Source organism: Pseudarthrobacter raffinosi, from assembly GCF_023913835.1.
GTDB classification, from domain to species: Bacteria; Actinomycetota; Actinomycetes; order Actinomycetales; family Micrococcaceae; genus Arthrobacter; species Arthrobacter raffinosi.
Genome location: NZ_JAMXBG010000007.1, coordinates 78,109 through 102,724, shown reverse-complemented (window position 1 = coordinate 102,724; position 24,616 = coordinate 78,109). Strand labels below are relative to the sequence as shown.

General features: G+C 64.6%; 21 protein-coding genes and 1 pseudogene. 9 read left to right on the top strand and 13 right to left on the bottom strand.

The genetic code is table 11. The features are described from left to right. Positions 1 to 11 precede the first annotated feature (11 nt). Positions 12 to 1,898, bottom strand: coding sequence for a serine/threonine protein kinase (locus tag NG697_RS08990; protein WP_252600155.1), 1,887 nt, complete (start codon positions 1,896 to 1,898; stop codon positions 12 to 14). A 136-nt stretch (positions 1,899 to 2,034) separates the two neighbouring features. On the opposite strand from NG697_RS08990, the gene lipB reads away from it, so the two are divergent. The 4 genes and pseudogenes from lipB to NG697_RS08970 all read left to right on the top strand — a co-directional run bounded on the left by lipB (position 2,035) and on the right by NG697_RS08970 (position 4,979). Beyond that, the gene (gene lipB / locus NG697_RS08985; RefSeq protein ID WP_252609146.1) at positions 2,035 to 2,703 is read left to right on the top strand and encodes a lipoyl(octanoyl) transferase LipB; all 669 of its coding nucleotides are present in this window, start codon (positions 2,035 to 2,037) and stop codon (positions 2,701 to 2,703) included. Beyond that, positions 2,700 to 3,684 (top strand): annotated as a pseudogene (locus tag NG697_RS08980) (lipoyl synthase). The gene lipB and the pseudogene NG697_RS08980 overlap by 4 nt, the downstream one beginning before the upstream one ends. 86 nt (positions 3,685 to 3,770) lie before the next feature. Beyond that, the gene (locus NG697_RS08975) at positions 3,771 to 4,523 is read left to right on the top strand and encodes a DUF4191 domain-containing protein (RefSeq protein ID WP_141140114.1); all 753 of its coding nucleotides are present in this window, start codon (positions 3,771 to 3,773) and stop codon (positions 4,521 to 4,523) included. A gap of 99 nt (positions 4,524 to 4,622) precedes the next feature. Beyond that, positions 4,623 to 4,979: a DUF3817 domain-containing protein gene (locus tag NG697_RS08970; RefSeq protein WP_252614036.1), complete on the top strand. Its 357-nt coding sequence runs from the start codon at positions 4,623 to 4,625 to the stop codon at positions 4,977 to 4,979. 86 nt (positions 4,980 to 5,065) lie between these two features. Here the strand turns inward: NG697_RS08970 and NG697_RS08965 are convergent, their stop codons facing one another. Beyond that, positions 5,066 to 5,503 (bottom strand): RDD family protein, encoded by a 438-nt coding sequence (locus tag NG697_RS08965; RefSeq protein WP_252600795.1) that lies wholly within the window; start codon positions 5,501 to 5,503, stop codon positions 5,066 to 5,068. A gap of 284 nt (positions 5,504 to 5,787) precedes the next feature. Here NG697_RS08965 and glnA (NG697_RS08960) point away from each other — a divergent pair, with 284 nt between their 5' ends. After that, entirely contained in the window at positions 5,788 to 7,212 is a 1,425-nt protein-coding gene (gene glnA / locus NG697_RS08960) for a type I glutamate--ammonia ligase (protein ID WP_056342177.1), read from the top strand. 267 nt (positions 7,213 to 7,479) lie between these two features. On the opposite strand, the gene NG697_RS08955 is transcribed toward glnA (NG697_RS08960), so the two are convergent. From NG697_RS08955 to glnA (NG697_RS08940), 4 genes are all read right to left on the bottom strand, one after another. Beyond that, on the bottom strand, positions 7,480 to 8,028 hold the full coding sequence (locus NG697_RS08955; RefSeq protein WP_252600808.1) for a GNAT family N-acetyltransferase: 549 nt from the start codon (positions 8,026 to 8,028) through the stop codon (positions 7,480 to 7,482). Continuing rightward, a complete protein-coding gene (locus NG697_RS08950; protein ID WP_252600793.1) occupies positions 8,007 to 8,450 on the bottom strand; it encodes a VOC family protein in 444 nt (147 codons plus the stop codon). The genes NG697_RS08955 and NG697_RS08950 overlap by 22 nt, the downstream gene beginning before the upstream one ends. Before the next feature lie 66 nt (positions 8,451 to 8,516). After that, positions 8,517 to 11,528, bottom strand: a complete 3,012-nt coding sequence (locus NG697_RS08945) for a bifunctional [glutamine synthetase] adenylyltransferase/[glutamine synthetase]-adenylyl-L-tyrosine phosphorylase (protein ID WP_252614035.1) — start codon at positions 11,526 to 11,528, stop codon at positions 8,517 to 8,519. Positions 11,529 to 11,534: 6 nt separating this feature from the next. Continuing rightward, the gene (glnA, locus tag NG697_RS08940) at positions 11,535 to 12,875 is read right to left on the bottom strand and encodes a type I glutamate--ammonia ligase (RefSeq protein ID WP_056342417.1); all 1,341 of its coding nucleotides are present in this window, start codon (positions 12,873 to 12,875) and stop codon (positions 11,535 to 11,537) included. Between the two features lie 264 nt (positions 12,876 to 13,139). Here glnA (NG697_RS08940) and panB point away from each other — a divergent pair, with 264 nt between their 5' ends. Beyond that, positions 13,140 to 14,045, top strand: coding sequence for a 3-methyl-2-oxobutanoate hydroxymethyltransferase (panB, locus tag NG697_RS08935; protein ID WP_252614034.1), 906 nt, complete (start codon positions 13,140 to 13,142; stop codon positions 14,043 to 14,045). Between the two features lie 34 nt (positions 14,046 to 14,079). Here panB and NG697_RS08930 read toward each other — a convergent pair whose 3' ends face one another. Next, positions 14,080 to 14,244 carry an SPOR domain-containing protein gene (locus NG697_RS08930; RefSeq protein WP_252569270.1) on the bottom strand — a complete coding sequence of 55 codons (165 nt, stop codon included), beginning with the start codon at positions 14,242 to 14,244 and terminating at the stop codon, positions 14,080 to 14,082. A gap of 120 nt (positions 14,245 to 14,364) precedes the next feature. Here NG697_RS08930 and map point away from each other — a divergent pair, with 120 nt between their 5' ends. Both map and ppgK read left to right on the top strand, forming a co-directional pair. Beyond that, entirely contained in the window at positions 14,365 to 15,243 is an 879-nt protein-coding gene (gene map, locus NG697_RS08925; protein WP_252614033.1) for a type I methionyl aminopeptidase, read from the top strand. A 57-nt stretch (positions 15,244 to 15,300) separates the two neighbouring features. Further along, positions 15,301 to 16,104 (top strand): polyphosphate--glucose phosphotransferase, encoded by an 804-nt coding sequence (gene ppgK / locus NG697_RS08920; RefSeq protein WP_252614032.1) that lies wholly within the window; start codon positions 15,301 to 15,303, stop codon positions 16,102 to 16,104. Positions 16,105 to 16,181: 77 nt separating this feature from the next. Here ppgK and nrdR read toward each other — a convergent pair whose 3' ends face one another. The 3 genes from nrdR to NG697_RS08905 form a co-directional block, all read right to left on the bottom strand. Then, on the bottom strand, positions 16,182 to 16,688 hold the full coding sequence (nrdR, locus tag NG697_RS08915; protein WP_252600785.1) for a transcriptional regulator NrdR: 507 nt from the start codon (positions 16,686 to 16,688) through the stop codon (positions 16,182 to 16,184). 152 nt (positions 16,689 to 16,840) lie between these two features. Further along, entirely contained in the window at positions 16,841 to 18,217 is a 1,377-nt protein-coding gene (hisD, locus tag NG697_RS08910; RefSeq protein WP_252600783.1) for a histidinol dehydrogenase, read from the bottom strand. A gap of 9 nt (positions 18,218 to 18,226) precedes the next feature. Then, positions 18,227 to 18,760 carry a FecR family protein gene (locus NG697_RS08905; RefSeq protein WP_252600780.1) on the bottom strand — a complete coding sequence of 178 codons (534 nt, stop codon included), beginning with the start codon at positions 18,758 to 18,760 and terminating at the stop codon, positions 18,227 to 18,229. Positions 18,761 to 18,919: 159 nt separating this feature from the next. On the opposite strand from NG697_RS08905, the gene NG697_RS08900 reads away from it, so the two are divergent. Continuing rightward, positions 18,920 to 19,417, top strand: coding sequence for a flavin reductase family protein (locus NG697_RS08900; RefSeq protein WP_252614031.1), 498 nt, complete (start codon positions 18,920 to 18,922; stop codon positions 19,415 to 19,417). Between the two features lie 10 nt (positions 19,418 to 19,427). Here NG697_RS08900 and dnaE read toward each other — a convergent pair whose 3' ends face one another. Genes dnaE through lspA form a run of 3 tightly spaced genes read right to left on the bottom strand, consistent with a single transcriptional unit; the run spans position 19,428 to position 24,545 of the window. After that, positions 19,428 to 22,985: a DNA polymerase III subunit alpha gene (dnaE, locus tag NG697_RS08895; RefSeq protein ID WP_252600778.1), complete on the bottom strand. Its 3,558-nt coding sequence runs from the start codon at positions 22,983 to 22,985 to the stop codon at positions 19,428 to 19,430. Positions 22,986 to 23,035: 50 nt separating this feature from the next. Then, positions 23,036 to 23,962: an RluA family pseudouridine synthase gene (locus NG697_RS08890; protein WP_252600775.1), complete on the bottom strand. Its 927-nt coding sequence runs from the start codon at positions 23,960 to 23,962 to the stop codon at positions 23,036 to 23,038. After that, positions 23,955 to 24,545, bottom strand: a complete 591-nt coding sequence (gene lspA, locus NG697_RS08885; protein WP_252609134.1) for a signal peptidase II — start codon at positions 24,543 to 24,545, stop codon at positions 23,955 to 23,957. The genes NG697_RS08890 and lspA overlap by 8 nt, the downstream gene beginning before the upstream one ends. Positions 24,546 to 24,616 lie beyond the last annotated feature (71 nt).

Here is a 24,616-nt window from a genome sequence, read left to right as displayed (position 1 = left end):
GAGGCAACCAGTCAGGTGCCGGGAAGGACGTCCGTGATCCGCCAGCGGCCGTCAACGGAGACCAGCACCAGCCGGAGGTTCTGGACGGCTGCAGGGGCGCCGGCCGCCACGATCGCTCCGGAAGCGTCCCTTTCCTCATAGGGCGACGTGGCTGACGTGACACTGACAACAACCTGGCCGGAGGGACCGCCGGGCTGGACCTGCAGATCCGCTACGGAACTCGTGAATCCGGCCAGGACGTGGCCTGACTCCTGGAGCTCGGCCTTAAGGCCTGCATCCGCGGCAGAGGCCGCCGATCCCGGGGCATTAACCAGATCCAGCAGCTCCAGCCGGCCGGAACTGAAGGCCAGGGACCTCACGGCGGCCAATCCCCGGACTGCTTCGAGCGGGTCCGCCGAGTCCAGCTGGGCCGCGGCGTCGGCCGGGACTCCTGCGGCGGCGAACACTGGGTCCACCCCTCCGGCATCCGCACTCTCCGCCACCGTCTCTGGCCAAGCTGGCGCCCCCCACGGCCCATCCGGCCCAAAGACGCCGGCGGCCCAGATAGCGCCTGCCAGGATCGCACCCGCTCCCACCGCCAACAGCATGGTGCCTCGATTGTGCCCGGCTATCCCTGAGCGCCCACGGCGCCGGGACGGGCCGGGGTCCACCGATTTCGACGACGCCACCGTCCGACGCCTCGCACCGGCGTTGGGTTCGTGACCCTTCGGGACAGGTTTCACGGCATGCCTGCCGCGCGGCGCCGGCTTTTCCCCGTCGACAGCCTGGACCATTGCGTCGACGCGGCCGGCCGCTGGTGCGCTGGCCTCAGGTGCGCTGGCCTCTGGTGCGCGGGGCTCCGGTGCGCGCACCACGGGCATCTCCGCTTTCTCCCCAGCCGGGAACGGAAGGACCTGCCGCACCCCCACCAGCCCGGACCAACGCGACGTCGAGATCCTGCGCCGCCAGGTCCGGAGACCATTCCAGAGCGCACCGCCGGGATGTTCCGGGACGGGGCGCCGCGTCAGGAGCTGCGGGATAACCGTGGCGTGGACGGAGGAGGCGAGGTCCACCGGCAACGGTGGGGCACTGCGGTAGACCGCCGTCGCCAGCTCAACAGCCGTGGGCCGGAGCCGCCGGTCCTCATGAAGACCAGCCTCCAGGGCCGCGGCCAGCTCGACTGGAACGTCAGGGAGCAGGAGGGAAAGAGGCAGACGGTCGGCGGTACGGCGTGGCGGCTGGCCCGTGAGGCAATACCACCCCAGCGCCGCCACCGAGTAAACGTCGCGTTCCGGCTGCAGCCCCGCCCTCACGGCGTCCACCGGTGCCGGATCCATGAACCCCGGGGTGCCATGGTCCGGCACTGCCGAAACATCACCCACCATCCTGGCGATCCCGACGTCGGACAGCATTGGCTTGCCATGGCCTGTAAAGAGGACGTTCCCGGGCGATACGTCACCGTGGGTGAACCCCTGGCCGTGCAGGTAGCCAAGTACCTGGGCAATAGGGGTGAGCACGGTGACCGTCTCCCCGATGGTGAGCTTGGCCCTGCTTCCGACCAGCTCTCCGAGGGAACCGCCGGGCGCGTAATCCAGCAGCAGCCCTATTGTCCCTACGGCCGTAACTGCTGATCCGGCCGGCTCGCGAAGACGGAGGGCGTCGTGGGCTTTGATGAGGTGCTGGTGGTCAAGGACAGAAAGAATGCGGATTTCACGGCGGATGGCCTCCTCGGCGTCGGCCCCGCTTTCCCTGCCTTCGCCGGGACCGGTCGCACCGCCGTGCCCTGCACCGAGGCATTTCAGCGCAAACTCGCGGCCGGACCTTGCTTCGGTAACCAGCCACACCGTTGAACTTCCGCCGCGGCCCAACACGCGGCCCACCAGGAAGCCGGGAACCACCGGGGCAGTGAAATCATCCATGACTTATGTCTAGCGGAATCCGGGAATGCCTGCAGAAGTTATCCACAGGCCATGGGCATCGCTGGATCCGTCAGAGATATGAGAGGTCCGACACTATAACCGGACCCCTCACGGATCGGGGTCTAAGCTTGACGGCATGACTCTTGAGTTTTCACAGGTGGGTCTCGCCCCGGACTTCGTTGACTACACGCGCGGCTGGGATCTGCAGCGCGGGATCCACAGCAAGGTCGTCACAGCCGAAGCGCCCAACACTGTCCTCATCCTTGAACATGCCGCCGTCTATACAGCGGGCAAGCTCACGGAAGAGCACGAACGCCCGTTGGACGGTACGCCCGTCGTTGCGGTGGACCGCGGCGGAAAGCTGACCTGGCATGGCCCCGGCCAGCTGATCGCGTATCCGATCCTCAAGCTGAAGAACCGGTCCGGCATCCGAGACTACGTTGAACGGCTCGAAGCCGTCATGATCGCGGTTATGGCTGACTATGGCATCAACGCAGAGCGCATCAAGGGACGCGCCGGCGTGTGGATCACGGCTGACAGCAAGGGCCCGGACCGGAAGATTGCAGCAATCGGCATCCGCGTCCTGGACGGGGCCACAATGCACGGCGTCGCCATTAACTGCAACAATGATCTGGCGCCTTATGCCCAGATCATCGCCTGTGGCATCACCGACGCCAGCGTCACCACAATGTCCATCGAAACCGGCAGGAACATAGCCCCGAGCGATATCGCGGACCGGTTCGTGGAAGAATTTCGCAAGCACGAAGAAGCACTCGTTTCAAGCCCTGAGGGAGCACTCCTGTGACACTGGCACCAGAAGGCCGGAAGCTGCTGCGCGTTGAGCAGCGCAACTCTGCAGTACCTGTGGAGCGGAAGCCGGAGTGGATCAAGGCGAAGGTCCAGATGGGTCCGGAGTATGTCCAGCTCAAGAACCTGGTCAAGAAGGAAGGCCTGCACACGGTGTGTGAGGAGGCCGGTNGAAGACAAGGAAGCCACGTTCCTGATCGGCGGGTCCGAATGCACCCGGCGCTGTGATTTCTGCCAGATCGACACGGGCAAGCCGTCCCCGGTGGACATGTTCGAGCCCACGAAGGTGGCCCGCTCGGTCCTGGCGATGCAGCTGCGCTACGCCACGGTCACCGGTGTGGCCCGTGATGACCTGGCCGATGAGGGCGTGTGGCTGTATGCCGAGACGGTCCGGAAGATCCACGAGCTGAACCCGGGCACCGGCGTCGAACTGCTGATCCCTGACTTCTCCGGCAAGCCCGAGCACATCGCGGCGATCTGTGATTCGAAGCCGGAGGTCTTCGCGCACAACGTCGAGACCGTGCCCCGGATTTTCAAGCGCATCCGGCCCGCGTTCCGGTATGACCGGTCCCTGGATGTCATCACCCAGGGCCGCAAGCTGGGGATGGTGACCAAGTCCAACCTGATCCTGGGTATGGGCGAGACCCGCGAGGAGATCTCAGAAGCCCTCAAAGACCTGCACGAGGCCGGCTGTGACCTGATCACCATCACCCAGTACCTGCGCCCCTCCGAACGGCACCTGCCGGTGGACCGCTGGGTCAAGCCGCAGGAGTTCGTGGACCTCCAGGACGAGGCCAATGAGATCGGGTTCCTCGGGGTCATGTCCGGGCCGCTGGTCCGTTCCTCCTACCGGGCCGGCCGGCTCTGGGCCACCGCGATGCGCAAGAAGGGCTGGGAAATCCCCGCCGAACTCGCCCACATCGAGTCCTCCGGCAGCACCCGCCAGGAAGCCAGCTCACTGCTGGCCGCCCATTCCTAAGCCGTAGTTTGGTATCCCTGAGGGCCGGCGCCGGACATTCTCCGGCGTCCGGCCCTCAGGCATAAATCACGTAGAATTGAGGAACTATGGCGAACTCCCCTGATTCCAGTAACAGCACTCCGGCGGCCTCTGACGCCCCGAAGCGTGGCCTCTTCTCGCGCAAGCCAAAAGAAGCAAAGGTCAAGAAGCCCAGCCGGCTCAAGCAGATCGGCGAAGTCTTTAACATGACCCGCCGCCATGACCCCATGGTCCCGTGGCTGATGCTGCTGGTGTTCCTGGGTGTTGTGGCTGTCAGCTTCCTGGTGGGTTTTTGGCTGGAAAACTGGATCACCGGCCTGCTCATCGGTATTCCGTTGGGCCTCCTCGGCGCCACCCTGATCCTTTCGCGTCGCGCCGAACGTGCCGCATTCGCCCAGATCGAGAACCAGCCCGGAGCCTCAGGCGCGGCACTGGGCACGCTTAAGCGCGGCTGGATCACCGAGGACCAGCCGGTCGCCGTAAACCCGCGCACGCAGGACGCCGTGTTCCGCGCCGTCGGCCGTCCCGGCGTCGTCCTCGTCAGCGAAGGCCCCACCATCCGCGTCAAGCCAATGCTCGACGCCGAGCGTAAGCGCCTTGCGCGCATCCTCCCGAACGTCACGGTCCACATGATCGAAAGCGGCCGCGGCGAGGGCCAGGTTCCCATCAGCCAGGTAGCCAAGAAAATGGGCAAGCTGAAGAATGAACTGACCAAGCTTGAGGTGAATGCGGTATCCAAGCGCATTTCCTCGCTGGGCAACCGCCTCCCGATTCCCAAGGGAATCGACCCCTACAAAGCGCGCCCCAACCGCGGACGCTAAGACCCTTGAACCGCCCTGGTTCCGGCTTGCCGGAACCAGGGCGGTTTTTGTCTGCCGGACGCCGCCGAACAGGCGGGCACATTGATTGGAAGTAGCAACATGACCATTCCCGTTAGAACCCTTGTTATCCGGGCCTTCCGCGTCCTGGCTGTTGCCGAAGCCTTCAGCTGGGCTGCCCTGCTGGCTGGCATGTACTTCAAGTGGGTCGCCAAGACCACCGAACTGGGTGTGGAGATCGCCGGCCCCATCCATGGTGCGCTGTTTGTGGGCTACGGCATCGCCGCCCTCGCCCTGTGGCGTCTCCAGCGGTGGCCCTTCGTTGTGGCCCTGTTCGCGGGACTGTCGGCGGTGTTCCCGTTCGCCACTGTCGCGTTCGAACGCTGGGCCGGAAAGCGCGGCTACCTGACGCGAGGCACGGCCGTTCCTGCCGGGACAAAAGAAACAGCGGGGGTCTGACGGCGCACTGCCCTCTATTCGGGGCTGTCAGGTGTTCGGGGCCGTCAGGTGCCGGCGAACCGGCACGGCCGGGTTCCTGATTACTGCTAGCGCCGCACGAGGATGGTATTCATCGCCTTGTCGTGCAGTCCCCGCTGGTCCGGATCGAAAATTACGGCGGGAATCACCAGGCACAGCAGCACTGACCTCACCACGGCAGCCATTGGACCCGCGGGCCCGCCGCCCAGTCGCAGCACCTGGATCCCGGCCACTCGGTGGCCGATGCTGTAACCGAGCGTGCCCACAAGCAGCATCTGTTCCGCGGCGAAAATCGCCAATGTGGCCCAGGAGTCACCGCCGAAGGCAAAATTGCTGATCAGCAGGGCAATCCCCCAGTCAAGGACGATGGCGAGGATGCGCCTGCCCGCCCTGGCGATGGAGCCGGAACCGGATTCGGGCAATCCCAGGCGCTCCCCCGGGTACCTTGAGATGCCGGACGTGTCCGGTCCGCTGAGCCAGGAGCCAATGTCATTGCGATCTACCACCGTCCAAGCTTACCGACTCACCGCCGACCACAGAGTGGAAACCGTTGGACCACACTACGGACACCGGATAGCGTTACCTGATCAGGACAATTCTGTAACCTGAACCGGGCATTCTGTAACCTGCCCGAAACAATGTGGACACTGACGGGAAATGACGTGTCCATAGGCTGATAGCAGTTTCAAGCAATACCTCCCAAGCAGGGAAACTTGGTTTCCCTGCCCTTCGGATTGCGCTGGATCAGTTGGCTTGCCAGCCAGATATTACATATGCGTAAGGAGCATAGATGTTCAAGACTGCGGACGAAGTCCTCAAGTTCATCAAGGACGAAGATATTAAATTCGTCGATATCCGCTTCACCGATCTCCCGGGTGTGCAGCAGCACTTCAACGTGCCGGCAAAGAGCGTCGACGCGGATTTCTTCGTCAACGGCCAGCTCTTCGATGGTTCCTCCATCCGCGGATTCCAGGGCATCGCCGAATCCGACATGCAGCTGATCCCGGACGTCACCACCGCATTCCTGGACACCTTCCGCATGGAGAAGACCCTTGCGCTGAACTTCTCCATCGTGAACCCCCGCACCGGAGACCCCTACCACCGCGACCCCCGCGGCGTGGCCGAAAAGGCTGAGGCCTACCTCGCCTCCACGGGCATCGCCGACACCGCGTTCTTCGCTCCGGAAGCCGAATTCTTCGTCTTCGACAACGTCCAGTACCAGTCCTCCCCCGAGGGCAGCTTCTACAAGATCGACTCCGAAGAAGCACACTGGAACACCGGCCGCGAAGAAGACGGCGGAAACCTCGGCTACAAGACCCCCATCAAGGGCGGCTACTTCCCGGTTTCCCCCACCGACAAGCAGGCTGACCTCCGCGACGCCATGTGCATCGCCCTGGATGAGGCCGGCCTCGAGGTCGAGCGCAGCCACCACGAGGTAGGCTCCGCCGGCCAGGCTGAAATCAATTACAAGTTCACCACCCTGACCCACGCCGCAGACGACCTGCAGAAGTTCAAGTACGTCGTCAAGAACACGGCCGACGCCTGGGGCAAGTCCGTGACCTTCATGCCGAAGCCGGTCTTTGGCGACAACGGTTCGGGCATGCACTGCCACCAGTCGCTGTGGACCAACGGCGAGCCGCTGTTCTACGACGAAAAGGGCTACGCCGGCCTGTCCGACATGGCCCGCTGGTACATCGGCGGCCTGCTGAAGCACTCCTCGTCCGTCCTCGCCTTCACCAACCCGACGGTGAACTCCTACCGCCGCCTGGTCAAGGGCTTCGAAGCTCCGGTCAACATGGTGTACTCGCAGGGCAACCGCTCCGCCGGTATCCGTATCCCCATCACGGGTTCCAACCCCAAGGCCAAGCGCATCGAGTTCCGCGCTCCGGACCCCTCGTCCAACCCGTACCTGGCCTTCGCTGCCCAGCTGATGGCCGGCATTGACGGCATCCGCAACCGCATCGAACCGCCGGCTCCGATCGACAAGGACCTCTACGAGCTGCCCGCCGAGGAAGCCAAGGACATCCCGAAGGCTCCGGGCTCGCTGGAAGAGGCACTGGAGGCCCTGCGCGAGGACAACGAGTTCCTCCAGGCCGGTGGCGTGTTCACCCAGGACCTGATCGACACCTGGATCGAGTACAAGTACGAGTACGAGATCCGCCCGCTGTCCCTGCGCCCGAACCCGTACGAGTTCGAGCTCTACTACGGCGTCTAGCCAGATCCGCGGCTGAACCCGTTCAGTCCGCCAAAAAGTCCGCCCGGGCTGCCAGCGTCAACGCTGGAGGCCGGGCGGACTTTTTTGTCCTTAAGGTGGGGGCTGACTCCAGACGTGCTGAGACCAGAAGCCAGCCCCCTGACATGTGCTCCCCGAGACGAAGACTTTTCAAGCCTTCCCCCCAACAAGGTTTGAAGAACACCGCCAATCCACATGATCGATCAATGTGGAGCCGGAGGCAATGCCCGGCCGCCGTGTCTGGACGAATTATCCCGTGAAGCTCCGGTACATGATCCGTTGCGGTCCGGAACTGCCGGCCAGGTACTGCCCCTGATCCACAAAGCCGGCGGTCCTGTACGCGGACAACCCGGCCGGATTGGCTTCGTTGACGGAAAGCACGACGCCGGCCTCGTGGGTTCCGCGCCTGGCGGTCAGTTTCGCGGCCGCCTCCACCGCGGACGTTGCCGCCAGCGGCCCGAGGCCTTGCCCCTGGTGGCGCCTGTCGATCAGGAAACCGCGCAACAGCCAGGCCGAATCCTCGTCCGGCCAGCCGGCCAGGCACGCGGCGCCGGACTGGAGGGTCAGCACGCCCACAGCGTAGCCCGCGGCCTCCACGACATAAGGGAACCGCGAATCCTCCTCCAGTCCCGCCAGGACCATGCGGAGCGGGTCACCAACGAAGCTGCTTTGTCCTGGACCCAGCTCAATGTTTGCCACCTCTCCCAGCTGGATGGCAAGCGCATCCGCACTGAGGTCATCCAGGGCAATGAGCCAGACGGAATCAACCCGGGTTTTCAGGTCGGCTGTCCGTCGGATCCGGCGGGAGCCCCGCCCTCGGCCGATGGGCCGGCAGGGTCCATCCACATAACTTCCCACAGGTGGCCGTCCGGGTCCTGGAAACTGTGGTTGTACATAAAGCCGTAGTCCTGGACTTCCTGGGACGGGGTGCCGCCGGCGGCCAGCGCCTTGCGTACCGTTTCGTCCACGGCTTCCTTGCTGTCCACCGAAAACGCCGTGATGGCCTCGGTGGAACTGGTGGCATCGGCCACGGCCCGGGAGGTGAACGTTTTGAAGAAACCCTCCACGAGGAGCATCACAAACGCGTTGTCGTTGATGATCATGCACGTCGCGTTTTCATCGGTGTAGTCCGGGTTAAAGGAGAAGCCAAGGGCGGTGAAGAAATCGACGGACCGCTTCAGATCCTTCACGGGCAGGTTCAGGTAGATTTGCGTAGCCATGGCCCCCAACCTAGCACCGCACCGCGGCAGCTGTCTGCTGCCTTCCGGGAGAACCCCAGGCAGCCGCTAATGGCCGTAGAAGGCCTTCTCGAACACCGCCCGGGCCCGCCGGCTCAGGCGGAGGTAGTCCTCTTCCAGGGCGGCCGCGTTGCCAGGTTCGTAGCCGCACCAGCGGGCCACCGCCTCAAGGTCCCCGCGGGCGGACGGCAGCGTGTCCGACGCCCTGCCGCTCCAGATGACGTTGGCGGACCGGATCCGGCTGGCGAGCCGCCACGCGTCGGCCAGCAGCTTCGCGTCAGGCCCGCTGAGCAGGTCCAGTGAAGCCGCCGCTTCCAGGGCCTCCACCGTGGACGTGGTCCGCAGTTCCGGGTGCTTGGCCGCGTGCTGGAGCTGAAGGAGCTGCACCAGCCACTCGACGTCGCTCAGTCCTCCGCGGCCAAGCTTCACGTGGCGTGCCGGATCCGCCCCGCGCGGCAACCGCTCCGCTTCCACCCGCGCTTTGACCCTGCGAACCTCCCGGACGTCCTGCTCCGAAATCGACTCCGGGTACCTGATGGGGTCGATGAGGGCCAGGAAGTCCTCGGCCAGGGCATCGTCGCCCGCCATGGGCCGGGCCCGCAGCAGCGCCTGCGCTTCCCAGATCAACGACCACCGGCGGTAATATTCGGCGAACGAATCGAGGGAGCGGACCATGGCCCCGTTTTTGCCCTCGGGCCGCAGATCCGCGTCCATCTGCAGCACCCGCTCGGCCATGATGGCCGGCTTGAGCGGCTGCGTGAGCAGGCTGGAGACTTTGGCGACAATCCGGGCCGCCTGATCCTGCGCTTCCTCGTCCGTATAGCCCGGCAACGCGCGGTGCACGTACATGACGTCGGCGTCGGAGCCGTAGCCGATCTCGCGGCCGCCCTGGCGGCCCATGGCCACCACCAATATCGCGGTCTTGAGCGGTCCCGCAGCAGAGACGATGCCTTCGGCCACGCGCAGCGCGCCCAGCACCGCTGCCCGGTCGGTGTCAGCCAGCGCCGCGCCCACCTGGTCCTGGTTGAGAAGCCCGGCAGAATCGGCGATCGCGATCCGGAGGATCTCCCGGCGCCTAATGAGCCGGATCAGCCTGATGGCGTTTTCCGGGTCCGAGTGGCGCGACATTTTGGACGTGATCTCCTGCCACTGGGCTTCGAAGCCCAGCGGGACGAGGTCTTTGTTGGTGCCCAGCCAGGCTACCGACTCCGGCGAAACCTCCAAAAGATCCGCAATCAGGCGTGAGTTCGAGAGCACGTTGCATAGCCGTTCAGCCGCCGCTGTGGAATCCCGGAGCATGCCCAGATACCAGTGGGTGGTGCCAAGGGCCTCACTGACGCGCCGGAACGCGAGCAGTCCGGCGTCGGGATCAACACCTTCGGCGAGCCAGTCCAGCAGGACGGGCAGCAGCTGGCGTTGCAGGGCTGCCCGCCGACTGACACCGGCGGTGAGTGCCTCGATATGCCGCATGGCGCCCCGCGGGTCACGATAGCCCAGCGCGGCGAGGCGGCCCTGGGCGGCCTCCGGCGTCAGTCTGGCGTCCTCGCTGCTGAGTTTGGCAGCGGTGTTAAGCAGCGGACGGTAGAAAATACGTTCGTGCAGTTCGCGGACAGAGCGTTTGGTCTTCTGCCAGGTGGCCAGCAGCGAAGCCGGCGGCGGCCTGTCATTGGAGAACGGGCTAAGCACTGCCTTTGCGAGGGCGCGCTGTGCCGCTTCGCTGACGGGCATCAGGTGTGTCCGCCGGAGCTGGAACAGCTGGATGCGGTGTTCCAGGAGGCGAAGGTACCGGTACGCGTGATCGAAGGCGGCGGCGTCGGACCTGCCGATGTAGCCTCCGGCTGAGAGTGCCGCTATTGCCGCGGTGGTATCCCTGCGCCGAATGGTTTCGTCGGATTTTCCGTGCACCAGCTGGAGCAGCTGCACGGTGAACTCCACGTCCCGGAGGCCGCCGCGGCCGAGTTTGATCTGCCGCTGTTCCTCCGCCGCCGGGATATGCTCGGTAACCCTTCGGCGCATCGCCTGCACGGACTCCACGAACCCTTCGCGGCCCGCGGAGCTCCAGATCAACGGGGCCACGGCTTTTTCGTAGCGTTCCCCCAGGTCCTTGTCACCGGCGATGGTCCGCGCCTTCAGGAGCGCCTGGAATTCCCAACTCTCTGCCCAGCGGGCGTAGTAGCTTTCGTGTGAGGCCAAGGTTCGGACCAGTGGGCCGGACTTGCCCTCCGGCCGCAGGTTGGCGTCCACTTCCCAGAGGCCGGGTTCACGCGCCACGGAGGAGATCGCCCGGGAAATACCGGTGGCCAAGGCTGTGCCGATAGTACTGGCGCGGGCGTCGTCCAGGTCGCCGGCGTCGATCACGTAGATGACGTCGACGTCGGAAATATAGTTCAGTTCCCGCGCTCCGCATTTGCCCATCCCGATGACGGCCAGTCCAACGGCGGCCACCTCCCCGGCGCTGAACTGCTCGGCAGCCTCGGCACGGGAAACTGCCAGCGCAGCTTCGATCGCGGCCCCTGCCAGGTCAGCGAGTTCAGCTCCGACGGCGGGCATAAAGTCCAGCGGGTCAGCAGCGCACATGTCCTTGACCGCCAGGTCCACCACCCCGCGGCGGTAGGCCGCCCGCAGCGCGGCATAGGCGTCGGCTCCGGTCATTCCCGCCACGGGCCGTGCTGACCCGGGTTCCGCGAGGACGGATTTCAGGAGGACAGAGCGGAGGTGTTCCGGGTCTGCCTGAAGTGGCTCGGGACTGGCCGTGACGTCGAAGGCGTCCAGGTGCTCAGGGTGCCGGATGAGGAATTCCCCCAGCGCTTCGGAAGCCCCGAGCACCCGGTAGAGCGGCTCGCTGACCTCCGGATCGGCCGCGGCCAGCTCCCGGAGACCGGGGTGCTTTTCGATCAGCCGCACCAGTGACTGCAGTGCGGTGTCAGGATTGGCGGCCATTTGCAGGCCGGCGAAAATCCTGTCCGGGTCCAGGCCGTCCAGTTCCGGGGCAGCAAGGAAGCGCTCACCCTTCTCCAGGTCACTGAAGCCGGCTGAGATGAGGCGGCGTGCGAGGCTCACCGCCGCCTAGAGAATGCCGAGGTTGCGCTGCAGCTCGTAGGGCGTCACCTGGAGCCGGTAGTCCTGCCATTCGGCACGCTTGTTGCGCAGGAAGTGCTCGAAGACCTGCTCGCCGAGGATCTGGGGCATCAGTTCGGAGTCCTCCATGGACCGGATGGCATCGTGAAGGCTGGCGGGCAGGGGGTCGTGGCCCATGGCACGGCGCTCGGCGGAGCTCAGCGACCAGACGTCGTCCTCTGCTGCGGCGGGCAGGTCGTAGCCTTCTTCGATCCCCTTAAGCCCGGCCCCCAGCAGGACGGCATAGGCAAGGTAGGGGTTCGCTGCCGAATCGATGCCGCGGTATTCGATGCGGGCCGACTGGCCCTTGCCGGGCTTGTACAGCGGGACGCGGACCAGGGCCGAACGGTTGTTATGGCCCCAACTGAGGTAGCTTGGCGCTTCGCCGCCACCCCAGAGCCTCTTGTAGGAGTTTACGAACTGGTTGGTCACAGCCGTGAACTCGGGAGCGTGCTTCAGGATGCCTGCGATGAACTGGCGGGCCGTCTTGGAAAGCTGGAATTCGGCGCCCGCCTCGTAAAAAGCGTTGGTGTCGCCCTCGAACAGCGAGAAGTGCGTGTGCATCCCGGAGCCGGGGTGGTCGGTGAAAGGCTTGGGCATAAACGTGGCGTAGGTTCCCTGCTGGAGGGCCACTTCCTTGATCACCGTGCGGAACGTCATGATGTTGTCCGCGGTCTGCAGGGCGTCCGCGTAGCGCAGGTCGATCTCGTTCTGGCCGGGACCGGCTTCATGGTGGCTGAACTCAACCGAAATGCCCACGGATTCCAGCATGGTTACGGCCGTGCGGCGGAAATCCTGCGCCACGCCGCCGGGAACGTGATCGAAGTAGCCGCCCTCGTCAACGGGTACCGGAGCACCGTCGGGCCCGGGCTGCTGGGACTTGAGGAGGTAGAACTCGATCTCCGGGTGCGTGTAGCACGTAAACCCCATGTCCGCAGCCTTGGCCAGCGTGCGCTTGAGGACATTGCGCGGATCCGCGGCCGACGGTTCGCCGTCCGGAGTCAGGATGTCGCAGAACATACGCGAGGTCTGTTCGGTCTCGCCACGCCACGGCAGGATCTGGAACGTGGACGGATCCGGCTGCGCCAGCATGTCCGATTCGAACACGCGTGCCAGGCCTTCGATGGCTGAGCCGTCGAAACCGAGCCCTTCCTCAAACGCCCCTTCAACCTCTGCCGGGGCAAGTGCCACCGATTTGAGTGAACCTACGACGTCGGTGAACCACAAACGTACGAACCGTACGTCGCGCTCCTCGATTGTGCGCAGGACAAACTCTTGCTGGCGGTCCATGATGGCCTCTTCTCCGGTCAATCGTTCATGCCCCGGGTCCGCGGAAGCGGCAGCCGGCAGCAGTTCACCTTCACTTTACTAAGCAATCGGCTCCAATGCGGGCGACGGCGCCGCACGTAACACAGCGTTTACACAGCAACCATTGACGGCCGCGCCCACAGGTGGCAAAAATGCCCTTGGCGGGCACGTGAATATGACGCGGATCACGGTCCGCCGGCCCGTCTGCGGTGGCTAGGACTGCTGCTGCCGCATTACGCTCTTGCCATGGCCTCAACCAATAGCTCTGAGTCAAGCGCGTCCGCTGAAGTACACGCACCATACGGAAACGGACCTGCACGGGTGCAGCCGCCGTCGTCGGAAGTGAACGCGAAGCCCGCACCCAGGGTGCGTATCCACCACCTGCAGCAGGCCAAACGGGACGGCAAACGCTTCGCCATGCTGACCGCCTACGAGCAGTACAGCGCAGAGATCTTCGACCAGGCTGGCATCGAGGTCCTCCTGGTAGGCGATTCGGCGTCCAACAACGTATTCGGCAACGAGACCAGCCTGCCGGTCACGGTGGATGAACTCCTGCCCCTCTGCCGCGCCGTGGCGCGGTCCGCCAAGCGAGCCCTGGTGGTGGCAGACCTGCCGTTCGGCAGTTATGAAGTCTCGGCGCAGCAGGGTGTGGAAACAGGTGTCCGGTTCCTCAAGGAGGGGCTGGCCCATGCCGTCAAGATCGAGGGCGGAAAATACTATGCGGAAACCGTCCGGGCCATGGTCCAGGCCGGCGTCCCGGTGATGGCCCATATCGGCTTCACCCCCCAGAGTGAACACGCGCTGGGCGGATACCGGGTCCAGGGCCGCGGGGATGACGCACAGCGATTGATTGACGACGCCGTGGCGCTGGTGGAGGCGGGGGCGTTCGCCGTCCTGATGGAAATGGTTCCGGCGGACACTGCGGCCGCCGTTGACGCGGCGGTCAGCGTGCCGACGGTGGGGATCGGCGCCGGCAACGCCACCACGGGGCAGGTGCTGGTGTGGCAGGACATGGCCGGGTTCCGCGGCGGCAAGATGGCGAAGTTCGTCAAACAGTATGCCGACGTGCGCACTACCCTCAGTGACGCGGCGAAGGCGTATGGCGACGAGGTCCGTTCAGGCCAGTTCCCCGGACCGGAGCACTCCTTCTAGGCAGGGCAGGCCACGGGCCGGGCCAGGCTACGGCTCAGTCCTCCTCGCCCTTTTCCCAGGCCTCGTTGCGGGCCCGGACTTTTTCGAGGGCGTGTTCGGCCTCTTCCCGCGTTTTGTAGGGGCCGATCAGCTGGCTCCAGTCTGAGAGTGCGTCCTCTTCCACCTCGTGGGTGTTCACGTTGTACCAGTACTCAGTCATCGGTCCTCCTCGTTCCAGCCGGCGGGGGCCCTGCCGTGATCCACGTAACTTAAACGTGGATGCGGACAGCTTGGGGCTTCCAGTTACTTGGCCTAATGCGGTGCCTTATATGATCAATCTATGCCTTCCCTAGCCTCGACTGCACCCACCGGCACCCTTACCCGCGGAACCGTCAGCCCGCAGCTCCCCGTTCCCGCGTCCATCCCGCGCCCGGAATACGTAGGCAAGCCCGGCCCGGCCAAGTTCACCGGCTCCGAGATCAAATCCGCCGAGACCGTTGAGAAAATCCGGATCGCCAGCCGGATCGCCGCACAGGCCATCGTTGAGGTGGGCAACCACATCAGGCCCGGCGTTACCACCGACCAGTTGGACAAGGTGGGTCACGAATTCCTGCTGGACCACAAGGCCTACCCGTCCACGCTTGGCTACCGAGGGTTCCCGAAGTCCCTGTGCTCGTCGCTGAATGAAGTGATCTGCCACGGCATCCCGGACAGCACCGTGGTTCAGGACGGCGACATCCTCAACATCGACATCACCGCTTTTATCAAGGGAGTCCACGGCGACACGAACCACACCTTCCTGGTGGGCGACGTCGACGACGAGTCCCGCCTGCTGGTGGAGCGCACCCGGGAATCCCTCAACCGGGCCATCAAAGCCGTGGCTCCCGGCCGGGAGATCAACGTGATCGGCCGGGCCATCCAGTCCTACGCCAAGCGTTTCGGCTACGGCGTGGTGCGGGACTTCACCGGCCACGGCGTGGGCGAAGCGTTCCATACGGGCCTGATTATCCCCCACTACGATGCAGCGCCGGCCTACAACACAGTCATCGAGGCCGGCATGGTGTTCACCATCGAACCCATGCTGACCCTCGGCACCATCGAGTGGGACATGTGGGAGGACGACTGGACAGTTGTCACCCGCGACCACAAGCGGACCGCCCAGTTTGAGCACACACTGCTGGTGACAGAATCCGGCGCCGAAATCCTCACGCTCCCCTGAAATTTTTTCCGGTCAGCCGCCCGGCCGACCTGCCGCCCTGCCACGAACGGAAGAACATTGGCCAAGAAGGACGAGAAGTCGCACAAGAACGCCCCGCTGATCGGCATTGACATCGGCGGTACGGGAATCAAGGGCGGCATTGTCGACCTGAAAAAAGGCAAGCTGCTGGGTGAACGGTTCCGCGTGCCTACGCCCCAGCCCGCCACCCCTGCCGCCGTAGCCGACGTCGTGGCGCAGGTGGTTGCCGAGCTTTCAAGCCGCCCCGAGGCTCCGGCCGCGGATTCGCCCGTGGGCGTCACCTTCCCCGGCATCATCCAGCATGGCGTGGTCCATTCGGCGGCCAATGTGGACAAGACCTGGCTCCACACCGACATTGATGCTTTGCTGACCGCACACCTTGGCCGCCCGGTGGAGGTCATTAACGACGCCGACGCCGCAGGGCTGGCGGAGGCCCGTTTTGGTGCGGGTCAGGGGGTGGATGGCACTGTCCTGGTGATCACCCTGGGCACTGGAATTGGCTCAGCATTCATCTTCGATGGCCGCCTCGTCCCCAACGCAGAACTGGGGCACCTGGAGATCGACGGATTTGACGCCGAAAGCAAAGCCTCAGCCGTGGCCCGCGAAAGGGACGGACTGAGCTGGGAGGAATACAGCGTGCTGCTGCAGCGCTACTTCTCGCACGTGGAATTCCTGTTCTCGCCCGAGCTGTTCATCGTGGGAGGTGGCATCTCCAAGCGCTCAGACGAATACCTGCCGCACCTCAAACTGCGCACCCGGATCGTGCCGGCCGAACTCAAGAATGAGGCCGGGATCGTCGGTGCCGCCGTCGAAATTGCCATTAAGCACAAGCTCACAAAATAGCCGGTAGCTGCCCGGCGCCTTGGGGCAGCCGGTGCCGGTGGTGGCGGCGGCTTCCCCTCCGCGGCCACCACCGGAGCTTACAGGGGGCTCTTTTCGGAGCTCTTCGCAGCCGCCGCCGCGGGTTGCGTGCCTTCTTCCACGGACTCGTGGCGGAGCAGGGCAATAGCGGTCTCGAAGTCCTCAAGGGATTCGAAGGCCTGGTACACGCTGGCAAAACGCAGGTAGGCCACCTGGTCAAGCTTCTGCAGCGGACCAAGGATGATCAGGCCGACTTCATGGGCGTCGATCTCGGCAGCGCCCGAGGCACGGATCTGCTCCTCCACCTCCTGGGCAAGGAGCGCCAGGTCGTCTTCGCTGACCGGCCGGCCCTGGCATGCCTTACGCACGCCGTTGATGACCTTGCTGCGGCTGAAGGGTTCGCCCACTCCGGAGCGTTTGATCACCGAAAGGCTCGTGGTTTCCACGGTGGTGAACCTGCGGCCGCATTCCGGGCACTGCCGGCGGCGGCGGATGGCCGAGCCGTCGTCGGCCATCCGGCTGTCCACAACGCGGGAGTCCGGATTGCGGCAAAATGGACAGTACATGGTGTCCCCTCCCTCGATGTCTTCCAGCGCCGATGTTTCCGGCCCCGGCGGACCTCTCCGTCTCTCAGTTTACGACTACATGTAGCGGAATAACAATCCTGTAATTACCACATGTAGTGGTGCCCGCAGCCGGCCCCGCGAGGCCTGCTGCGTCAGCGGGCCTCGCGGAAGCGCGCCGTGACCGCTTCACCGTGCGCCGGCAGGTCCTCGGCACCGGACAGGCTCACAATGTGGCCGCTGACTTCCTGCAGCGCGGCCCGGCTGTAGTTGATGACCTGGATGGCGCGCAGGAAAGTGGTGACGTTCAGTCCGGAGGAAAACGCCGCAGTCCCGCTGGTGGGCAGGACGTGGTTGGAGCCGGCGCAGTAGTCGCCCAGGCTGACAGGACTGTAGTCCCCCACAAAGATCGCCCCGGCGTTCCGGATCCGGGCAGCGACCGCCGGCGCGTCAACGGTCATGATTTCAAGGTGCTCAGCGGCGTAGGCGTCGCAGGCGGCGATGCCCTGCTCCAGGTCCTCCACCAGGACAACTCCCGACTGCGGGCCGGAGAGCGCCTCGCATACACGCGCGGAGTGCTTGGTGCCGGCCGCCTGCCGGTCCAGTTCGGTGCGGACCGCCGCGGCCAGGTCCGCCGAGTCCGTGATGAGCACGGAAGCCGCCTGGGGGTCGTGCTCCGCCTGGCTGATCAGGTCTGCCGCCACCAGGTCAGGTTGCGCCGTTGAATCAGCCAGGATCGCGATTTCGGTGGTCCCCGCCTCGGAATCGATGCCCACCACACCCTTGACCAGGCGCTTCGCCGTAGCCACAAAAATGTTTCCCGGACCCGTGACTACATCAACGGGCTCCAGCGCCGGCCCGGCGTCATGTGCCGGCACTCCGTAAGCGAACGCAGCGATGGCCTGGGCCCCGCCGATGGCGTAGACCTCGTCGATGCCGAGCAGGGCCGCTGCCGCGAGGATGGTGGGGTGCGGGAGGCCGCCGAAGTCCTTCTGCGGCGGCGATGCCAGGGCGATGGACTGCACTCCCGCAGCCAGCGCCGGGACAACATTCATGATGACCGACGACGGATAGACGGCGAGACCGCCGGGGACGTACAAGCCAACCCGCGATACCGGCACCCAGTTCTGGCTCACCAGCGCACCGTCGCCGAGTTCGACGTCGAGATCCCGCGGCCGCTGCCCGTCCGCGAAGCGCCGGGCCCGGCTGATGGACTCTTCCAATGCGCTGCGTACCGCCGGATCCAGGTCCGCCAGCGCCCGGGCCAACGAGGCCGCCGGGACGCGGGGGTGGACCTGCTGGACTCCGTCGAAACGGAGTGCCAGGTCGCTGAGGGCCGCGAAGCCGTCCTCGCGGACGGCTTTGATGATATCCAGCACTTTTTGTTCCGCATCCGCCACGGTGTGCTGCCGGGCACGGGGAACAGCAGCGCGCAAACCGGCAAGCGTCAGGCCCCTGCCCCGAAGGTCGACCGTCCGGAAGCTGACAGCGGCGGCAGGCGGGGTGGCAGGAAGTTCAGGAGAAATGGTCACCGGTCCATTTTACGCGCCGGGCGCGTTGTCTTCGGCTACCGGCGTGCCCGCACTCCCGGGCCCGCTCTTGAGCAGGTTTATCAGGCTCAGGACAAACACGGACGTGGCAGTCGCGGCCGGCCACAGGATCAGCACGGACAGGGACCGGAGCGAGAACGCGACGCTGGCATTGACAGATGTATCTGCGGGGCCGCCCCACAGCTGGCCCGCAAGCACGCCGGTCAGCCACGCGATCAGGGCCCCGCCCAGTCCGCCGGCCAGGCCCAGGAGGAAGGCCGCCTGCGCATCGCGGCCGCCTTTATCGGTCAGGAAGACGGCCACCAGGCACCCTGCGAACACACAAAGCCCAGCAAGGGTGAGGTCCCTGAGCAGCCATACCTCCGGATTGGTCCCGTCGGCCAGGGCGGGGTTGCGCGTGATCAGGTTCATCCCCCCTGGCGCGAGCAGCCACCACAGCAGGCCGACGGGAACGCCACCGGCAGCAGCAGCGGAAAACCATTTCCACGGCAGCCGGGAAGACCGGCGGCTGATGTGTTGTCTCATGAAATAAACCTTAACAAAGGTCGGGTATCGAAGATCAAATGACATGGGCAGTCTTGACAGATGACGTGCCGGGTCCAGCGATTGCTCCCTCTCCGACGGGGACTAATACCCTTAAGGAAAAGTCCATTTCAGCCTGCTTTTCAGGGAGCAACTTTCAAGATGACAGACAAAACGCCGTTCGAGGGCACCTTCAAGGAAATGTTCCGGCGGCATGCGGCCGGGGTCGCGATCATCACCGTGAACTACCAGGGCGAGCCCTACGGCTTTACCGCCACGTCCGTGGCGTCACTTTCAGCGCAGCCGCCGCGGTTCACTTTTAACATGGCCCGCAGTTCAAGTTCGTGGCCGGCCGTGGCCAATGCCTCCTACCTCGGCGTCCACATGCTGGGCCTGGAAAACCAGGCGCTGGCGGACCGTTTCGCCCGCACCAAGGACAGGTTCGGCGGGGACCACTGGGAACTTGGCCCGCACGAGGTCCCGATCCTCAAAGACGTCGCGGGCTGGCTGATCGGCAAGATCCAGATGCGGCTCTCCTTCGAGAACAATGCCGTGGTGGTGGTTGAAGTTGTGGACGGCGAAGTGGGCGACGACGGTTCGCCGCTCCTGTACCACGCCGGCGGCTATGGCCAGCCGGTCCCGCTGGACTACGAGATCTAACTTTCGGGACCTAGTTGTCCAGGCAGGTTGGGCCCAGGAGCACCTTCAGGTCGCCGAACAATGACGGACTGGGGTTGACCCTGAGATGGACGGGGAGGCCCATGACTTCCGTCCGGGTGTCCCCCTGCAGGTGCAGCCGGACTTCAGAGTTCCCCCGGTGGTTCCGCAGGACATCGCCCAGTTCGGTGACAACAGCTTCGGTTGCCTTGTGGGTGGGCATCGAAATCAGCACGGGGCCGTTGGTTCCTTCACTGAGGTCCGGAACGGACAGTTCCATGCAGTTCAGCGTTACGGCACCGTCGTCCCGTCGCTGCAGGCGCCCCTTGACCACCACGATCAGGTCCTCGGCCAGGACCGACGCGATAGGGCCGTAGACCTGGCCGAAGAACATCACCTCCATCGAACCTCCGAGGTCTTCGATTTCGGCACGGGCATAGGCGTTGCCACTCGCCTTCGCGATCCTGCGGCTGAGCGAGGTGATCATGCCGGAGATGGTGATGATGGCGCCGTCGTGCGGCCCGTCTTCGCCGATGATCGAGGTGATGGACTGGTCCGCGTGCTGGCTGAGGAGTCCTTCCAGGCCCTGCAGCGGGTGGTCCGACACATACAGGCCGAGCATGTCCCGCTCAAAGGAGAGCTTGTCCTTCTTTTCCCATTCCGGCAGGTCGGGAATCTCGATGCTCAGCGACGCTTCGGATTCGGCCTCCTCGAAACCGGCGAAGAGATCGAACTGGCCGATCGCTTCGTTTCGTTTGAGGGTGATGACGGAGTCGATGGCCTCTTCATGGATCATCGCCAGCGCACGCCGGTGGTGGTTGAGGGAATCGAAGGCTCCGGCCTTGATCAGGGATTCAATGGTCCGCTTGTTGCAGACCACGGCGGGGACCTTCATGAGGTAGTCCTTGAAGGACGTGTAGGCGCCTTCCTTTTCGCGCGCGGCCACCATCGCTTCGACGGCGTTGACCCCTACGTTGCGGATGGCGCCCATGCCGAAGCGGATGTCGGTGCCTACCGGGGTGAAGTTCAGCGCGGATTCGTTCACATCCGGCGGCAGCACGGTGATTCCCATGCGCCGGCATTCGTTGAGGTAAATTGCCGATTTGTCCTTGTCGTCACCGACCGACGTCAGCAGCGCAGCCATGTATTCCGGCGCAAAGTGCGCCTTCAGGTAGGCGGTCCAGTAGGAGATCACGCCATACGCGGCGGAGTGGGCCTTGTTGAAGGCGTAGTCGGAGAACGGCAGCAGGATATCCCACAGGGTCTTGACGGCGGCCATGGAATAGCCGTTGTCCTGCATGCCCTGGGAGAATCCGGCGAACTGCTTGTCCAGCTCGGATTTCTTCTTTTTACCCATGGCGCGCCGCAGGATATCTGCCTGCCCGAGGGAATAGCCCGCGAGCTTCTGGGCTACGGCCATCACCTGCTCCTGATAGACGATCAGGCCGTAGGTTCCGCCGAGGATTTCAGCAAGGGGTTCCTTGAGTTCGGGGTGGATCGGAATGACTTCCTGGATCCCGTTTTTGCGCAGCGCGTAGTCGGTGTGCGCGTTGGCGCCCATGGGACCTGGCCGGTAGAGCGCGAGCACCGCGGAGATGTCTTCGAAGTTGTCAGGCTTCATCAGCTTCAGCAGTGAGCGCATGGGGCCGCCATCAAGCTGGAACACGCCCAGGGTGTCGCCCCGGGCCAGCAGTTCATAGGAGGCCACGTCATCCAGGGCCAGGCTGTCCAGGTCCAGGTCCAGGCCGCGGTTGAGCTTGATGTTCTCCAGGGCGTCGGAAATGATGGTCAGGTTCCGCAGGCCGAGGAAGTCCATCTTGATCAGGCCCAGGCCCTCACAGGTGGGGTAGTCGAACTGCGTGATCACCTGGCCATCCTGGATGCGCCGCATGACCGGGATGACATCGATGATGGGGTCCGAGGACATAATGACGCCGGCGGCGTGCACGCCCCACTGGCGTTTCAGCCCCTCAATGCCGAGAGCCGTCTCGAAGACCTTGGCGGCCTCGGGATCAGTGGCGATCAGCTGGCGGAAGTCACCCGCCTCGCTGTAGCGCTTTGAGTCCTTGTTCTGGATGTCGGCGAGCGGGATGTCCTTGGCCATCACGGCCGGCGGGAGCGCCTTGGTCAGCTGCTCGCCCATGCTGAACGGGTAACCCAGCACACGGGAGGAGTCCTTCAGCGCCTGCTTGGTCTTGATGGTGCCGTACGTGACAATCATGGCCACGCGCTCGTCGCCGTATTTCCGGGTCACATAGTCGATGACCTCGGACCGCCGACGGTCATCGAAGTCAACGTCGAAGTCAGGCATGGACACACGGTCCGGGTTGAGGAACCGTTCAAAGATCAGCCCGTGCAGGAGCGGATCCAGGTCCGTGATGCGCATGGCGTACGCCACCATGGAGCCGGCTCCGGAGCCACGGCCCGGACCGACGCGGATGCCGTTTTTCTTCGCCCAGTTGATGAAGTCGGCCACCACCAGGAAGTAACCCGGGAACCCCATGGAGGTGATGACTTCGAGCTCGTAGTCAGCCTGGGTGCGGACTTTGTCCGGGACACCGCCCGGGTACCGGTATTCCAGTCCCGTGGCAACTTCCTTGACCAGCCAGGATGTCTCGTCCTCGCCCGGCGGGCACGGGAACCGCGGCATGTAGTTAGCACCGGTGTTGAACGAGACATCGCAGCGCTCGGCGATCAGCAGGGTGTTGTCGCACGCATCCGGGTGGTCCCTGAACAGCTCCCGCATCTCCTGCGGGGATTTGAGGTAGTAGCCGCTGCCGGAGAACGCGAAGCGGGAACCGCCGTTGTCATACGATGGCTCCAGCAGCGTGGAACCCGACTGGATGGCAAGCAGGGCCTCGTGCGCCTTGGCGTCGTGTTCGTGCGTGTAATGCAGGTCGTTGGTGGCCACCAGCGGCAGGTTCAGGTCCTTGGCCAGCCGCAGCAGGTCCCCCGTGACCCGGCGTTCAATGTCCAGGCCGTGGTCCATCAGTTCGCAGAAATAGTTCTCCGCACCGAAAATGTCCCGGAATTCCGAGGCGGCTTCCATGGCCTCGCGGTACTGGCCCAGCCGCAGCCGGGTCTGGACCTCGCCCGAAGGGCAGCCAGTAGTGGCGATCAGGCCTTCGGAGTATGTGTTCAGGAGCTCACGGTCCAAACGAGGCCACTTGCCGAAGACCGCGTCCAGCGAGCCAATGGACGAGGCCCGGAAGAGGTTGCGCATGCCGACGTTGTTATAGCTCAGCAGCGTCATGTGGGTGTAGGAGCCACCGCCGGAGATGTCGTCCTTGCGCTGGTGTTCCTCGCCCCAGCGGACACGGCTTTTGTCCGTCCGTGCGGTGCCGGGGGTGACGTAGGCTTCGACGCCGATAATCGGCTTGATCCCCTGGTCCGTGGCGCGCTTCCAGAAATCGAAAGCCCCGAAAAGGTAACCGTGGTCGGTGGTGGCCAGGGCCGGCATCCCGAGGCGTTCAGTCTCGTTGAAGAGCTCACCCAGGCGGGCTGCGCCATCCAACATGGAGTATTCGGTGTGGTTGTGGAGATGGACGAACGAGGCATTGCTGGAAGTCACCGCACCATTCTAAGCGCTGGCGGACCGCCAAGGACCCAGCGACCCAGCCGCTAGGCCTCCCCGGACTCCAGGACTTCGAGGGCAAAGGCCAGGTCCTGCGGGTATTCGCTGGTAACGGTCACGCGCTCCCCCGTTACCGGGTGGTCGAAGCCGAGCTGCCGGGCATGGAGCCATTGCCGGGTCAGGCCCAGGTTGGCGGCGAGCCGAGGATCCGCCCCGTAGGTAAGATCCCCGGCGCATGGGTGCCGCAACGCTGAAAAGTGGACCCGGATCTGGTGTGTACGCCCGGTCTCAAGGTGCACCTCCACCAGCGTGGCCTTACCAAAAGCCTCCAGCACCTCATAGTGCGTGATCGACGGCCGGCCGTCTTCGATCACGGCAAAGCGCCAGTCGTGTCCGGGGTGGCGACCGATTGGTGCGTCGATAGTGCCCTCCAGCGGATCCGGGAGCCCCTGGACCACCGCGTGGTACACCTTCTCCACGGTGCGCTCCTTGAAGGCCCGCTTCAGGGCCGTATAGGCGCGCTCCGTTTTGGCCACCACCATCACCCCGGACGTGCCGACGTCGAGCCGGTGCACGATTCCCACCCGCTCGGGGGAACCCGACGTCGAGATCCGGAAGCCGGCTCCGGCGAGACCGCCGACTACCGTGGGCCCTACCCAGCCGGGCGACGGATGCGCGGCAACGCCCACCGGCTTGTCCACAACGACAAATTCGTCGTCGTCCAGCAGGATTTTCAGGCCTTCCACAACTTCCTCCACTACTTCGAGCGGGTCCCGTCGTTCAGGCACCGTCACTTCCAGGACATCTCCGGCAACCAACCGCGCGGACTTTCCGAGTTTCTTGCCGCGGCTCACCACGTTGCCTTCAGCAATGAGGGTCGCGGCCATTGACCGGGAAATCCCCATCAGCTTGGCGAGCCCTGCGTCCGCCCGCGTTCCGCCGAATTCGTCGGCGACCACCACACGCTCAGACACCGTCCGTGTCCTTCGGCTGTGCCGCCTCTTTCCGTGGCACCGCGACATGCCGTGAACCGTCAAGGGCGATCCCCTTCAGCGTGAGGATACAGATGATGGCCACCGCTGAGACCACCGCGGAGTCGGCGATGTTAAAGATCGCAAAATTGGGCAGCTGGATGAAATCCACCACGTGCCCCATGCCGAACGAGGGCTCCCGGAAGAGCCTGTCCGTCAGGTTGCCCAGGGCCCCGCCCAGGAGCAGACCCAGTGCCAGCGACCACCAGGCCGAGCCCAGCTTACGCACCTGGAGCAGGATGGCGATGGAGACGCCGGCCATGATGATGGAGAACACCCACGTGACATTTTCCCCGATCGAAAATGCGGCGCCGGAATTGCGGATGAAGTACCAGTGCAGGAGCGGCGGAAGCACCGGAATGCGTTCACCCTCCACCATCGAGGACGTCACCCAGAGTTTTGTCAGCTGGTCCAGGACGTACGCAAAGACCGCAAAACCGGCGAAGAGCGAGAGCAGGAGTGCCCGCCGGGGGCGGGCCGATGAAGGAGAAGGGTTTGCGGCGTCAGCGGCGAGGTGGTCAGTCATAGTGCTTTCATTTTGTAAAACAAATGTTAAATCCCAAAAACCGGCGGTCGAGGAATCCTCAGCCACCGGTT